This window comes from Reichenbachiella sp. (assembly GCF_965223055.1).
Taxonomy (GTDB): Bacteria; Bacteroidota; Bacteroidia; order Cytophagales; family Cyclobacteriaceae; genus Reichenbachiella.
Genome location: NZ_CBDCVM010000006.1, coordinates 265,833 through 278,550, shown reverse-complemented (window position 1 = coordinate 278,550; position 12,718 = coordinate 265,833). Strand labels below are relative to the sequence as shown.

Here is a 12,718-nt window from a genome sequence, read left to right as displayed (position 1 = left end):
ATTTGTGATTTTACGACGTTTTTATATAACTTTAAAAAGGGTATTGATTTTTGGAATTGGTTTAAAATATTGTATCGTATATTATTTACAACCACCTCCTATGAAAATTTTACTTCTTTTTTCCCTTCTATTTTTTTGTTTTACTAGTTATGCTCAACCTCAATGGGGCGCTTCTCTTAATTTTTTGTTAGGCGCAAAAGAAGCTGCATATGCTGACCCTCCTGATGGGTACGCAGATATGGGGTCGGCTGTGATGCTCAATGGCAACGTAGGGTTTCCATGGGGAGACTGGCTACTGGGCGGAGGCTATTTTCATGCAGCACCAGGTATGGATATCGGTGGATTTGATGCCAGCTTTATTGAACTGGGCTTTTTTTTAGGACCAAATTTTGAAATTGCTGACGATCACGAATTGCGTGTGACTGCTGAAATTGGATTTAGACAGTGGTTTTCTAGTGACCTAGACAATATGTCTGCACTTGGCACCAATCTTTTAGCCACTTTCATTTTTAATAAAGACAATACGATTTCGCCAGCCATCAATTTGGGGTTCAATGCGCAACCTGCGGGTGGAAATGATGATGTGTTTTTCAGTCATTCCCCTCAAATGTTAATTGGTGGTGGAATTATCTTCCATCCTGATTGATATTATCAGGTGTTTGCACTACAATATGCGGAACAGCATTGAGATCCCAATCAATAACCAGTCCTTCGGCCAGTTGATTTGCTACATTTTTTCCATAGAGAACCTCACTTAGGTACAAGGCTGCTTCGAAAGACTTGGCGCCTCCAGCAGAAGTGATGAATTTGCCATCATGTACAAATAAAACGGAATCGTGAATGACTTGATTAGGATACCTTTCACGGTAGGCATTGATATCACCAGGGAAGGTGGTAGATGCTACATCAGTCAATAATCCTGCTTCTGCTAGCACAAAAGCCCCATCACAATGAGATGTAACGAATTGTGCCGAAGCAGCCACTGTTTTTACAAAATCCAGCATCAGGGAATCTTTTAAATCCTTGTTTAAATGGCCTTCTGCACTTGGAACTACAAGGATATCAATGGGAGGCAAACTGTCCGAGGTGTAATCAAAGTCAGGTAAAATCCTAATACCTTCAAAGGTGACAATAGGCGCTAATGTATTGGCTACCATAAAGACATTCATCGGTTTGATACTGTCTCTGAATATCGTATGATTAAATATGTCGTATGGAGCAGTCAGTTCAGTATTGAAAGTGCCATCTATAATTAAGAAGGCCACATTATAGCGGCCCTCTTTAATATTTTTATATCGATCAACAGAATTTTCAGTCTCTACATTCACTGTGCATGAAACACAGATCAAAAGAAGCCAAGAAGCAAATATCTTATTCACTATTGTGGGATAGTTTGAAATTCTACAGGAGCTTCTTTGTCTTTGAATGAAGCTCTAGGTTTCAAGTTTAAGGTTTGGAACATTTGTTTGTCCATGTCTTCTTCCGGATTTGGTGTGGTCAATAGTTTGTCGCCAGCGAAAATAGAATTGGCTCCTGCCAAGAAGCATAATGCCTGCTCCTCTATATTCATTCTTACTCGACCTGCAGATAGTCGTACCATAGCGTTTGGCATGATGATTCTAGCGGTTGCTATCATTCTTATCATTTCCCAGATTGACACTCTAGGCTGATCTTCTAGGGGTGTACCGTCTACAGGTACCAAGGCATTTACAGGCACTGACTCGGGGTGTTCTTCAAGTGTTGCCAACGTGTGTAGCATACCCACACGGTCATCATGACTTTCTCCCATACCAATAATACCTCCTGAACATACCGATATTTTGGCTTTTCTCACGTTGTCTAGTGTATCCAGTCTATCGTCGTAAGTTCTGGTAGAGATGATTTCATCGTAATGCTCTTCGCTAGTGTCCAGGTTGTGGTTGTAGGCATAGAGACCAGCGTCTTTCAGTTTTTCAGCTTGTTCCTCTGAAAGCATACCTAGAGTACAGCATACTTCCATGCCCATGCCATTCACCCCTTTTACCATTTCTAGTACCTTGTCGAAATCGCGGTTGTCACGCACCTCTCTCCAGGCAGCACCCATGCAAAATCTGGTGCTACCATTTTCCTTTGCTTCTCGAGCAGAATCTAGAACTGTATCCACCTCCATTAATTTTTCAACCTTCACATCTGTATGGTATCGAGCTGCTTGTGGACAGTAGGCACAGTCTTCCGGACAGCCACCAGTTTTTACAGAAAGCAAGGTACAAACCTGCACTTCATTGGGATCATGGTACGCACGATGCACGGTAGCCGCGCGATACACCAAGTCCATAACGGGTGTATTGTATATTTCTGTAATCTCTTCTCTGGTCCAGTCGTTTCGAATGATCATGCTCAAAAATCTTTATTAGGTAGTTAATATAATGAATCGCTAAATTAGAATATTTTGATTATTTCAAGTCTTAATTTAGAAGGTTTCATTTATAAGATTTGTTTCGTTAGTATGTTGATCTAATTCTATCAAAATCCATAAATTACGATCATGATAGCAACTTTTGGAGAGATACTTTTGAGACTGACACCACCTGACAATGGCATGATTCAGCAAATGGGTTCGTATGATGCAAACTTTGGTGGCTCTGAAGCCAATGTTTCCATTTCCTTAGCTAATTACAATATGCCTACCAAATTTGTTTCGGCACTTCCGGATAACGAATTGGGCAAAGCAGCTATTTTTGAATTATCTAAATACAAAGTAGATACTGAGTTCGTGCGAATTCAAGGTAAAAAAATGGGCCTGTACTTTGTAGAAAAAGGTTCTTCTATCCGCGGTAGTAAGGTGATTTATGATCGTGAACATTCTTCTTTTGCCGAGTTGCAACCATCAGATTTGGATTGGAATAGAGTTTTTGAAGGAGTAGATAGATTTCACTGGTCGGGCATAGCACCGGCTGTGTCTCAAAATTGTGCAACAGTGACCTTGGAAGCTGTGAGGCAAGCTGCGAGTATGGGGATTGAAATCTCTACTGACCTTAATTTCAGATCTTCGCTCTGGGGTTATGGAAAAAGCGCAGATGAAGTCATGCCCGAATTGCTACAGCACACCACTCTGATGCTAGGTGACCCTAGATCAATGGAAATCATGACGGGCATCAAGAATCCATTCGAAGGTGACATCAAGAAGCAACTAGATCAGCTGCCTGCTTATTATGATACAGTATTTACAAAATTCCCAAACCTCAAGTGGATAGCTACTTCGCTGCGTACCATCGTGAATGACACACATCACAGGTGGATGGGTGTGATATACGATGGTTCTACACTTCATCAGTCTGTCGAATATGATTTGTACCCTTTGGTGGATCGAGTAGGAGGAGGAGATGCATTCATGGCTGGTCTCATATATGGTCGAGCCAAATACAACGACCCACAACAAACGATCAATTTTGCTACGGCAGCCTCAGGTATCAAGCACACCATTTCTGGTGATTTCAATTTAGTGTCTGTTGATGATATTAATGATCTTCTGAAGCGAGGTGGTGCAGGGAATATTAGCCGGTAAATTTTTACTAGAGGAATTATCCAAATTAAGGCTTTGCCCATTCCACAATGTCCGGTACCTCGAGAATTTGTTTTTCGGGTAGACTTGTAGTGATGTTAATCATGGCAAGGCCTAATTCTTTCAAAGTTGAAACATATCTCGGAAAAAAGATTCTTAATATTGGGAAAAGAAAACCAAATAAAGAATAGAACGTTTGGTGGTTTTTGAGACCTTTAGTTGGCTGTAGATACCCTGGGCGAAACATGTAGGCTTGTTTGAAAGGTAGATTCAGAAGCTCATTTTCAGTCTTGCCTTTTATCCTTGCCCACATTTGTTTTCCATTCTCCGAACTATCTGTGCCTGCTCCAGATACATAACAGAATGAAAAATATGAGTTTAAGGAAAGTATCTTTTGAGCGAAGTCTAGTGTCAGGTCATAAGTCAATGATCGATACAGATCTTCTTTCATATTAATGGCAGATACCCCCAGGCAGTAGAAACAGGTGTTGTACTCAATCAGTGAATTCTCTATAGGAGTCAAGTTCGTAAAATCTTCATGGATCACTTCGGTCAATTTCTCATGTAAAATGCCTCCTGGCCTTCGATTAATGACTAGTACTTTTTCCACATCAGGATGAAGCAGACATTCATGTAAAACACCTTCTCCGACCATACCAGTTGCCCCAGTTAATATGACTTTTAGTTTCCTCTTCATTTAAGTCAAAGATTCATTATTCACAACCCTCACTAAGCTGCTGATTCTCAGTTTTAGTAACCGTAGGGATATCCTGATCCGAGCCAATGTTGACGCAACTCAGATCAGGATTGTTGTGTATCGTCAGATGAACCAAAGATGAAAGACTGCTTACGTCTAATTTGGTGAGAGAATTGCTGGATATCCACAGGTATTCTATAAGGTGGTTTACTTGTACATCTAAGTTTTGAATTTTATTGTCGGATAAAACGACTGTTTCTAAAAGGGGATTCTCACTAAGGTCAATACTTACCAGATCATTGGTTTTCAGGAAAAGGTTTTTCAGATCACCGGTTCCGCTGAGGTCGATGGTTTCAATGTCGTTGTCACCAGCAAATACTTTCTCGACCGCAGAGTTACTTACATCCAATTCTTTCAAATAATTAAACGAAAGCTGCACGTTATTGAGCTTTTGTTTATTGGATAATCCGTTTACAGCTCTAAGTTCATTTGATTCCAATTGAACGTAGACCAAGTTCTCATTTTTTGAAAAATCAATTTCAGTCAAGAGATTGGCGATCAAAGATACCGAATCGAGTTTCAGATTGTTCGACAAATCAACCGTTGTGAAATCATTATACGAAGCCGATAAGAAGGTTAGATTAGTGAAACCTTCGATTCCGGTCAGATCAATAATCACTGTGTCTTGCCTTCCTTTAAGTACCAACCTCGATATGGACTCCGCATCCGATTTTAAAATTTGCTGATTGATGGTAGTGTCTGAATCTATACCTTGATTGATGAGTTGGGCTTCAAAACTTTCGTCAGGAATTTGAATGTATAAATCGGTGTTTGAGTGGTCATCTTGGTCGCAAGCCAGCAACCACATCGCTAATCCCAAATAAGCGATGCTTGAGTAAAATACTTTGGTCATTGAGTAATTGTAATGAGTTTTTGAATCTTTGACTTATGGCATACGGGAGGGAGGGTAAAAGGATGGGGGTAGCGTGAAATTATTTTAGTGGTTCTATATCCATCAGAGTTACCCTTTACAAATCCCCATCAGAGTTACTCGATAGAGAACTCTGATGTACTCAATTCCCTCAGAGTCCCTTGCAGGTGACTCTGAGGGGAATAAATACTTTGGTCATTGAGTAATTGAAATAAGTTTTTGAATCTTTGAAATATGGCATACGGAGGAGGAGGTAAAAGGATGGGAATTCATTGAGATTTTTCAATGTATTTCAAAGTTTCAATATCCATCAGAGTTACTCGGTAGAGAACTCTGATGTACAGAGATACGACCGAGCAACCTTAGAGTCCCTTGTCAGGTGACTCTGAGGGAATTAAAGAGGTTACCCAGAGTAACCTCTTTTTAACCTTTTGTACTATTTAATCTCCACCTCAAAAGGCATTCTCGCCTGCACACCTTGATATTTTTCTAGTTCCTTGATGGCGTCTATGTATTTGGCCATTTCGCCATAGTTGGCATGGAAGATTCTGGTTTCGGTTTCTTCTAGCACAGAGCTGAAGATTTCCTCCCATTTGGATTTCAAAGTAGGGTAATATTTGATGGCATAATCATCTGAGATACCCGCTTTCTCAGCGGCTAGGGTTACCGCATCATTGTAAGTACCCAGAATATCCACCAGCCCTCTTTCCTTGGCTTGGCTTCCTGTCCACACTCTACCAGAAGCCACGGCTTTGATATCGTCTTGAGTCATGCCACGGCCTTCAGCTGCTTTGCCAGTAAAGGTCTCATAGCCACGTTCTACGGAGGTTTGGATGATGGCTTTTTCCTGAGGGTTCAAAGCACTGGATACTCGATACAAGTCTGAGAACTGTCCGGTGCTCACGCCATCGTTGGTGATGCCTAACTTGTTTTCTAAGAAACCACCCAAATTTGGAATCATACCGAAGATGCCGATCGAGCCAGTGATGGTCATAGGTTGTGCGATGATCGTATCGCATGGCATAGCCATATAGTAGCCACCTGATGCAGCCATGTTTGACATAGAGGCGATGACTGGTTTTTCTTTCTTGGTCAACATGATTTCATTCCACATCACATCAGAGGCTACCATAGATCCACCAGGGGAGTTGATACGGATGACAACCGCTTTCACTCTTTTACTCTCTCTGGCTGCTTTGATAGCTTTTACGAATTTTTCAGAACCAACCGACTCTAAATCGCCGTTTCCAGACACGATTTCGCCATCTGCTACGATCACAGCTACTTTGTTTGAAGAGTAGTCATAGTCAACCGTCTTCATATAGCTACTTAGGTTGATGAATTTGATTTTATCATCTTGAGTCAAGTCCATTCTTGTTTTGATCATATCTTTCACCTGATTTTCATAGGCTACCTTGGTGATCAATCCAAACTCTGCTGCGTCCTCAGCTTTTCGTATGAGCATCTGATCAGAAATTTCGCGCAAGCGGTTCAGTTCTATATTTCTTGATATGTTTACATTTTTCAGGATGTTATCATAAATATCATTGACGAATGAGGTCATCTGTTCTTTGTTGGCCTCGCTCATGTCTTTTCTGAAGAAAGGCTCTACGGCACTTTTGTAAGTGCCTACTCTGAAAATTTGGGCCTCTATGTCCAGTTTGTCAAACAGTCCTTTGAAGAAGGTTATGCTCGCATTTAATCCGTTGAATTCTAAAGAACCAATAGGGTTTAAAACAATTTCATCAGCCACAGAAGCTACATAATAGTTGCCTTCTGATATAAACTCACCATAACTATAAATGAATTTTCCAGATGACTTGAAGTCCTCCAGTGCGAGTCTGATTTCGTCCAAGGCGGCATAGCCACCACTGATATATCCGTGTTCTAAATAAATACCTTCAATGTTGCTGTCATGCTTTGCTGCTTCAATGGAAGCCAAGGTCTTCAAAAGTGGGAGCTGGGCATCTCCTTCGTCCGGAAATATTTCTGCAAAGGGATCTTCCGCAACACGCTCTGAGATCATGCCGCTCAGATTGATATATAATACGGAGTTTTCTTCCACTACAGGCATTTCTTCTGAGCCTAGGGCTGCGATTACCCCAATCATGGCTGGTATAAACACGATAAAAAAGAGGATGCAAAAAATGAATAATGCGGTGATTGTCGAAAGGACAGATTTAAAGAAGGACATAAAATTAGATTTCTTTTATTTTCTATTATTGCAAAACTATTAATTTCAGCTGTAGGCTGATTCAGTTTCAAAGATAATATATGAGCCGATGCTACTTGCTATTGGGTACCAACATAGGTGACAAAAAGCAGAATTTATTACAAGCAAGAGAATCTATTACCGAACGCATTGGTGTAATCGCCAAACCATCGGGTATATATCAAACCTCGGCTTGGGGAAAAGAGGATCAGGATGACTTTCTTAATCAAGTGCTGGCAGTAGAGACTAGCTTGAATCCAGAGCGTTTGTTAGGGACCTGTCTGGAAATAGAAAAAGATTTAGGACGAGTGCGTTTTGAACACTGGGGGGAGCGGCTGATTGATATTGATATTTTGTATTATGAAGATCAAGTGATCACTAGTCAACGATTGACCGTGCCACACCCTGAAATTCAGCATAGAAGATTTACCTTAGTGCCTTTGGTTGAGATAGCACCAGATCAAAAACACCCAAAAATGAACCAAAGCAACAAAGACTTGTTGCGGATTTGTACTGACCCACTAGAGGTGGTGAAAATTGATTAATTATGGAGTATTATGAATACTTATTGATCTTTGGTTCTGGGTTGATCGCCGGTTTTATCAATGTAGTAGCTGGAGGCGGGTCATTGTTGACTTTGCCAATATTAATTTTCCTTGGTCTGCCACCTGCCATGGCCAATGGCACCAATCGAGTCGGTATCTTTCTTCAAAACATATTTGCGGTGAGTGGTTTTAGGAGCAAAGGGGTTTCTTCTTTTCGTTTTTCTATTTGGCTGTCTATATCTGCTTTGATTGGAGCTATTATCGGAGCTAAAATAGCAGTGGATATCAGTGGCGAATTGTTCAATAGAATATTGGCCATCGTAATGATGATGGTGATCGCACTCACGGTATTCAAAAGGAAGAAAAAGAGTGAGGAAGGCGTGGAACTGATGAGCAAAGGACGCCAAACCGCTAGCATCATCGCATTTTTCTTTGTAGGTATCTATGGTGGGTTTATACAGGCAGGCGTAGGATTTATCATCATTGCCGCGCTCACTGGAATCAATCACTTGTCTCTGGTAAAAACCAATAGTATCAAGGTGTTTGTAGCACTGATTTACACTCTGTTTGCATTGATTGTCTTCACCTGGGAGGGGCAGGTCGACTGGGTGCTCGGATTGACTTTAGCTGCTGGAACCTCCATTGGGGGTTGGTTTGCCAGTAGATGGTCTGTAGACAAGGGTGACCAATGGATTCGTTATTTCTTGATTGTGACCGTATCCATCATGGCGGTGAAGTTGTGGTTCTTTTAGTCGCCTAAAAGCTGGTCTATTACCAAAGGATCTTCATCTAATAAGCTAGGGGCTGTGCCTGTACCTACTATTTCCCAATATTGCTGATATACCGAAGAATAACGAATAACAACTTGGGCATCTTGTGATCTGAAAAGGTTAGCGATTGGATGAGACCTGATTGAATCGTATGAAATATTAATTGGCCAAACTTTCACTCCGGGTTCTATTACTCTACCTTTGCGCAACGATGAGGTGCCAAGCGGGTAACGGATTTTCAACGTGTCTTTGTAGTAATGAGCAAAACTTGCAGGATCCAGTTGGTAAACTGAGTCTTTGAAAATCACTTGAATGTCTTCAAGAATGGCGGGTCCCAAACCTGTGTTTTTTAATTCTAGTTGATATCTGGAATCAGAATTGTTGTTCCACAGTTCTAGTTTTGGAAACGAAGTTTTTTCCTGATGCTCACGCATGATCTGTGATTGATACACAAGCGTAGCTAATGTGGCTACACTAATAATAAAGGCCGAAACACTGAAAATCTTATCGCTATCCCATTTAGACATATTGAATGCTTTTAAGTTTTGGTGAAAATAAGAAATTCTCCAAAAACCTACTATGCTATTTGAGTAATGCTAAGTCCTTAGGGGTATCGATGTCTACCTGAGCTTCTGGGTAAGAAATGATTTGTGCGTTTTTGAAGTGTTTTTGAATAACTTTTTTCGCACCCTGGTCACCTTTTAGATTCAGTAAATCAAGAAATGTTTTTCTATTGAAAATGGCTGGTGCACCGTAGGACTTATCATATCCGCAGGCGGTAATCAAATGATCAGATTCTTGATGGAAAAAGACCAATTCGCTAAGCATTTGCTTAGTCACATGCAACTGATCGCATAGTAGAACGAGGACGTCTTTAGTATAGCGATCCTTATTCAATATTTGCTGTATGCCGAAAGAAACGGTGCTGCCCATGCCTTGTTGCCAATGGTCGAAATAGGCAATCGTCGCACTGGTGTGGGAAATAACAGGCATAATTTGTTCATGGCTGCTACCAAGAATAACAACGATTTCATCAGAGATGGTGGCGGAGGTCTCAATTACATTTTCGAGCAGGGTCTTTCCTTTGAAATGTAGCAGTTGCTTAGGTTGCCCTAACCGACTAGAGCTGCCTGCTGCTAGAATCAATATGGTAGGTGAATGGCTAATCGGCTTTTCTTTTGGGGAAGAAGTTTTTGAGATACACTTGACGAAATACTTGATCCTCTTTACCATCTCTATGGTGGATAGGGCCAGTTCTGTACTTGATGAATCCGCCAGATCTGTTGGAGAATTTGGCTTGAATTTCACTAATGATCGATACAGCTATCTCATCAGGCGTTTCAGCGCCAATGTCCAGGCCAATAGGTGCGTGGATGCGATCCATTTGGTCTGTGGTAATTTCAATCTGAAACTTATCCTTGAGTGTTTTGAATATTTTGTCTGCTCTTTTCTTGGGGCCAAGAATGCCAATGTACGGTGCATCACTGCCAATGATTTGTCGCATTACTTCTTCATCGTATTTCAGATTATGTGACATCAGTACCACTGCTGTGAAAGGTGTGATTTTTATTTCCTGGTCTACAAATTCTCTTTTGCATGATTGAAGCTCATTGGCTAATGGGAAGTTTATTGGGACTAGATGAGCCACACATTCGTCGGTCACTCTTACATTCCAACCGAGCACGTGCGCCAGTTCGGTCACTGGTTTAGCATCAAACCCACCACCAAAAATCAGGAGGTCTATACCCGGTTGGATGAGTTCGAGGAAGACTTTTATTGACTTGTTTTCTATTGCGTATTCCTTGATTATAGGTTTTTGGTTTTCTACTACCAGTTCAAGGTCAGAGATCAATTGCTCCTTCAAAAGTATATTCGAACCTTCTAGCTTTCTTTTGTCATTGAAACTAACCTTTGTCCCTACGGAAATTTTATTGGTAGCTGATTCGAATACCACAGCATGTGCTCCCACATTTTCATATTCCAAGAAGGCCTCCAGTTGAGTGATAGGGTTCGATTCACTTTCGGAATCAATAGGTTCTATGAGTATGTCGATGATTCCATTGCATCCCAGTCCTATGCCCAATTGATTGTCCTCATCGTTGGATGTGTCGTAAGTAACAGTTCGTGATTCTCCGCTAAGAATGACTTGACGTGCTTTCCGCAATGCGTCTCCTTCTAGACACCCACCACTGATAGAGCCTACCCATCTGCCATTGTCCAGCATGAGCATCCTTGCGCCTGGACTTCTGTACGAAGAGCCTTTGACTTGAACGACAGTGGCTAATGCAGCCTTCCTTTCTTTGAAATCAACTTTATTGTAGGCTTCTAATATGGTTTTAAATTCTTTCATTTCATCTTTTGAATATCTGCCACATTCAATTCCTCGGCTGTTCCTCCCCAGCTATTGCGAATATAATTCAGTACATCAGCTATTTCTTGATCAGACAAAGGCACTGGATCCATTATACCAAAATAAGTTACATCATTAACTACCAATTCTCCTTCCAGTCCATTAAGTATCGCGTCAACAGCTTTGGATACATCATTTTTAAAGTAGTCTGAGTTTGCCAACGGCGGAAATGCACCTGAGATACCTTCTCCATTTTCCATGTGGCAAACCATGCACTCATTTTGATAAATTTGTTTCCCTCTTGACATGCTTTCATCTAAAGTTTGACCTTGGGAATGGTGACCAATTACGCAAAATGAAAAAGCGATGAAACTAAGTTTCAACACTGCCTTTCTAAATGTGATATCCAATTTTTTGATCTTGATGATGAATAATTATCAGTATAAATATAAGGAAAAGAGGAGGTATATTTATTTCTTCGTGACGAACAACCATCAAGCCCTTATCAACGGTTATAAATCACCATTAAAATACAGCTTATGTCCATAGATTGGAATCAGGTCAGAAATAATTACCAGCTACCGAAACAGCGAACATATTTTAATTCGGCTTCATTCGGAGCCATGTCTAATCAAACGGTTCAAGTACAAATGGACTGTTTGCGACTTTGGCAGCACGAGGGAAACCGCTTGAATGAAAGAACCAGTGAAGCAGTAAAAAAGATTCGGAATGAAATACTTGACATGACGAATGCGCGGCATCATGGTGTGGCCATTATTCCGGATGTAAGTACAGCCATGAATCAGTTGGCGGAAGTACTTCAAGATAAGCGAAAAGTCGCCTTGCTAAAATCAGACTATCCGGCCACTAGCGCGCCCTGGCTGGCCAGAGGATTTGAAATTGAATGGGTTGAAAGGAAAGGTTTTGGGTTTGAGTTGTGTGACATTGAAGATGCTATCGCTAATGGTTCAAAAATCTTGGTGTTGAGCTGGGTGATGTACAATTCAGGCACTTGCCTGGATTTGAAGGCAATAGGTGAAATGTGTAAAAAACATGGTGTGGTATTTATTGTCGATACCACGCAGGGTTTGGTGGCTAATCCATTGGATTTGAGTGAAACTCATGTAGACATAGTTTTGGCTTCAGCATTTAAATGGATGCTAGGTGGCTATGGGATTTCTATTGCTATAGCTTCAGATGAGTTTGTGTCTAATCACAATATTCCTTTCGCAGGTCAGAATACGATTATTGACAATGAGCGGGGTGTAGATGAAGAGGATAATTACAGGCAAGGAATTGAGCGTTTGGAGTTGGGGCATTTTAAGATTCAGCAAGTGCTAGCCTTGGAAAATGCTTTGTTAGAATTGAAGGAATTAGGTTTTGAAAATATTCAAGAACGAACAGTTCAGCTGAGAGATTATTTGCTCAAGTCATTGAAAATGATTGACGTAGAAGTAATTACGCCGGCACCAATGAGTAGTAACATTTTAATGATAGAAGCCACTCCTGCAAGAGTGGAAAGGCTGAAGCAGTCGAATATAGACTTTACCTTTCGTCATGGCTTGATTCGTTTGGGTTTTTACTTTTACAATAACGAGAAGGATGTTGATCGATTAATTCAAGCCTTGAAATAGAATTTAAGTTCAATTGAGCTAATATTACCTTCAGTTTA

General features: G+C 40.8%; 14 protein-coding genes. 5 read left to right on the top strand and 9 right to left on the bottom strand.

The window, feature by feature from the left end; all coding sequences use genetic code 11:
- Positions 1-100 precede the first annotated feature (100 nt).
- Positions 101-646: a hypothetical protein gene (locus tag ACOQO5_RS06285; protein WP_420580837.1), complete on the top strand. Its 546-nt coding sequence runs from the start codon at positions 101-103 to the stop codon at positions 644-646.
- Here the strand turns inward: ACOQO5_RS06285 and ACOQO5_RS06280 are convergent.
- Both ACOQO5_RS06280 and bioB read right to left on the bottom strand, forming a co-directional pair.
- Positions 627-1,379, bottom strand: coding sequence for a DJ-1/PfpI family protein (locus ACOQO5_RS06280; RefSeq protein ID WP_420580836.1), 753 nt, complete (start codon positions 1,377-1,379; stop codon positions 627-629). The two genes, ACOQO5_RS06285 and ACOQO5_RS06280, sit on opposite strands and share 20 nt — an antisense overlap.
- Positions 1,379-2,374 carry a biotin synthase BioB gene (gene bioB / locus ACOQO5_RS06275; protein ID WP_420580835.1) on the bottom strand — a complete coding sequence of 332 codons (996 nt, stop codon included), beginning with the start codon at positions 2,372-2,374 and terminating at the stop codon, positions 1,379-1,381. The genes ACOQO5_RS06280 and bioB overlap by 1 nt, the downstream gene beginning before the upstream one ends.
- Positions 2,375-2,524: 150 nt before the next feature.
- Here bioB and ACOQO5_RS06270 point away from each other — a divergent pair, with 150 nt between their 5' ends.
- Positions 2,525-3,544 (top strand): PfkB family carbohydrate kinase, encoded by a 1,020-nt coding sequence (locus ACOQO5_RS06270; protein ID WP_420580834.1) that lies wholly within the window; start codon positions 2,525-2,527, stop codon positions 3,542-3,544.
- 25 nt (positions 3,545-3,569) lie between these two features.
- On the opposite strand, the gene ACOQO5_RS06265 is transcribed toward ACOQO5_RS06270, so the two are convergent.
- The 3 genes from ACOQO5_RS06265 to sppA all read right to left on the bottom strand — a co-directional run bounded on the left by ACOQO5_RS06265 (position 3,570) and on the right by sppA (position 7,363).
- The gene (locus tag ACOQO5_RS06265) at positions 3,570-4,238 is read right to left on the bottom strand and encodes an epimerase (protein ID WP_420580833.1); all 669 of its coding nucleotides are present in this window, start codon (positions 4,236-4,238) and stop codon (positions 3,570-3,572) included.
- A 16-nt stretch (positions 4,239-4,254) separates the two neighbouring features.
- Positions 4,255-5,151, bottom strand: coding sequence for a hypothetical protein (locus ACOQO5_RS06260; RefSeq protein ID WP_420580832.1), 897 nt, complete (start codon positions 5,149-5,151; stop codon positions 4,255-4,257).
- A 454-nt stretch (positions 5,152-5,605) separates the two neighbouring features.
- The gene (gene sppA / locus ACOQO5_RS06255) at positions 5,606-7,363 is read right to left on the bottom strand and encodes a signal peptide peptidase SppA (protein ID WP_420580831.1); all 1,758 of its coding nucleotides are present in this window, start codon (positions 7,361-7,363) and stop codon (positions 5,606-5,608) included.
- 80 nt (positions 7,364-7,443) lie between these two features.
- On the opposite strand from sppA, the gene folK reads away from it, so the two are divergent.
- Together folK and ACOQO5_RS06245 are read left to right on the top strand one after the other, a co-directional pair.
- Entirely contained in the window at positions 7,444-7,926 is a 483-nt protein-coding gene (gene folK, locus ACOQO5_RS06250; protein ID WP_420580830.1) for a 2-amino-4-hydroxy-6-hydroxymethyldihydropteridine diphosphokinase, read from the top strand.
- A 2-nt stretch (positions 7,927-7,928) separates the two neighbouring features.
- A complete protein-coding gene (locus tag ACOQO5_RS06245) occupies positions 7,929-8,678 on the top strand; it encodes a sulfite exporter TauE/SafE family protein (protein ID WP_420580829.1) in 750 nt (249 codons plus the stop codon).
- Here ACOQO5_RS06245 and ACOQO5_RS06240 read toward each other — a convergent pair.
- Genes ACOQO5_RS06240 through ACOQO5_RS06225 form a run of 4 tightly spaced genes read right to left on the bottom strand, consistent with a single transcriptional unit; the run spans position 8,675 to position 11,354 of the window.
- The gene (locus tag ACOQO5_RS06240; protein WP_420580828.1) at positions 8,675-9,223 is read right to left on the bottom strand and encodes a hypothetical protein; all 549 of its coding nucleotides are present in this window, start codon (positions 9,221-9,223) and stop codon (positions 8,675-8,677) included. The two genes, ACOQO5_RS06245 and ACOQO5_RS06240, sit on opposite strands and share 4 nt — an antisense overlap.
- Before the next feature lie 55 nt (positions 9,224-9,278).
- The gene (locus ACOQO5_RS06235; RefSeq protein WP_420580827.1) at positions 9,279-9,842 is read right to left on the bottom strand and encodes a nucleotidyltransferase family protein; all 564 of its coding nucleotides are present in this window, start codon (positions 9,840-9,842) and stop codon (positions 9,279-9,281) included.
- Positions 9,843-9,858: 16 nt separating this feature from the next.
- Positions 9,859-11,046 carry an XdhC family protein gene (locus tag ACOQO5_RS06230; RefSeq protein WP_420580826.1) on the bottom strand — a complete coding sequence of 396 codons (1,188 nt, stop codon included), beginning with the start codon at positions 11,044-11,046 and terminating at the stop codon, positions 9,859-9,861.
- Positions 11,043-11,354: a c-type cytochrome gene (locus ACOQO5_RS06225; RefSeq protein WP_420580825.1), complete on the bottom strand. Its 312-nt coding sequence runs from the start codon at positions 11,352-11,354 to the stop codon at positions 11,043-11,045. Before ACOQO5_RS06225 ends, ACOQO5_RS06230 begins: the two co-directional genes overlap by 4 nt.
- 231 nt (positions 11,355-11,585) lie before the next feature.
- Here ACOQO5_RS06225 and ACOQO5_RS06220 point away from each other — a divergent pair, with 231 nt between their 5' ends.
- Positions 11,586-12,680, top strand: coding sequence for an aminotransferase class V-fold PLP-dependent enzyme (locus tag ACOQO5_RS06220; protein ID WP_420580824.1), 1,095 nt, complete (start codon positions 11,586-11,588; stop codon positions 12,678-12,680).
- The last annotated feature ends 38 nt before the right edge of the window (positions 12,681-12,718 follow it).

What these genes read in the sequence shown, in the direction of transcription:
- ACOQO5_RS06240 (WP_420580828.1), bottom strand. Translation starts at nt 9,223, where the DNA reads ATGTCTAAATGGGATAGCGATAAGATTTTCAGTGTTTCGGCCTTTATT.
- folK (WP_420580830.1), top strand. Translation starts at nt 7,444, where the DNA reads ATGAGCCGATGCTACTTGCTATTGGGTACCAACATAGGTGACAAAAAG.
- sppA (WP_420580831.1), bottom strand. Translation starts at nt 7,363, where the DNA reads ATGTCCTTCTTTAAATCTGTCCTTTCGACAATCACCGCATTATTCATT.
- ACOQO5_RS06285 (WP_420580837.1), top strand. Translation starts at nt 101, where the DNA reads ATGAAAATTTTACTTCTTTTTTCCCTTCTATTTTTTTGTTTTACTAGT.
- ACOQO5_RS06265 (WP_420580833.1), bottom strand. Translation starts at nt 4,238, where the DNA reads ATGAAGAGGAAACTAAAAGTCATATTAACTGGGGCAACTGGTATGGTC.
- ACOQO5_RS06270 (WP_420580834.1), top strand. Translation starts at nt 2,525, where the DNA reads ATGATAGCAACTTTTGGAGAGATACTTTTGAGACTGACACCACCTGAC.
- ACOQO5_RS06225 (WP_420580825.1), bottom strand. Translation starts at nt 11,354, where the DNA reads ATGTCAAGAGGGAAACAAATTTATCAAAATGAGTGCATGGTTTGCCAC.
- ACOQO5_RS06260 (WP_420580832.1), bottom strand. Translation starts at nt 5,151, where the DNA reads ATGACCAAAGTATTTTACTCAAGCATCGCTTATTTGGGATTAGCGATG.
- ACOQO5_RS06230 (WP_420580826.1), bottom strand. Translation starts at nt 11,046, where the DNA reads ATGAAAGAATTTAAAACCATATTAGAAGCCTACAATAAAGTTGATTTC.
- ACOQO5_RS06220 (WP_420580824.1), top strand. Translation starts at nt 11,586, where the DNA reads ATGTCCATAGATTGGAATCAGGTCAGAAATAATTACCAGCTACCGAAA.
- ACOQO5_RS06245 (WP_420580829.1), top strand. Translation starts at nt 7,929, where the DNA reads ATGGAGTATTATGAATACTTATTGATCTTTGGTTCTGGGTTGATCGCC.
- bioB (WP_420580835.1), bottom strand. Translation starts at nt 2,374, where the DNA reads ATGATCATTCGAAACGACTGGACCAGAGAAGAGATTACAGAAATATAC.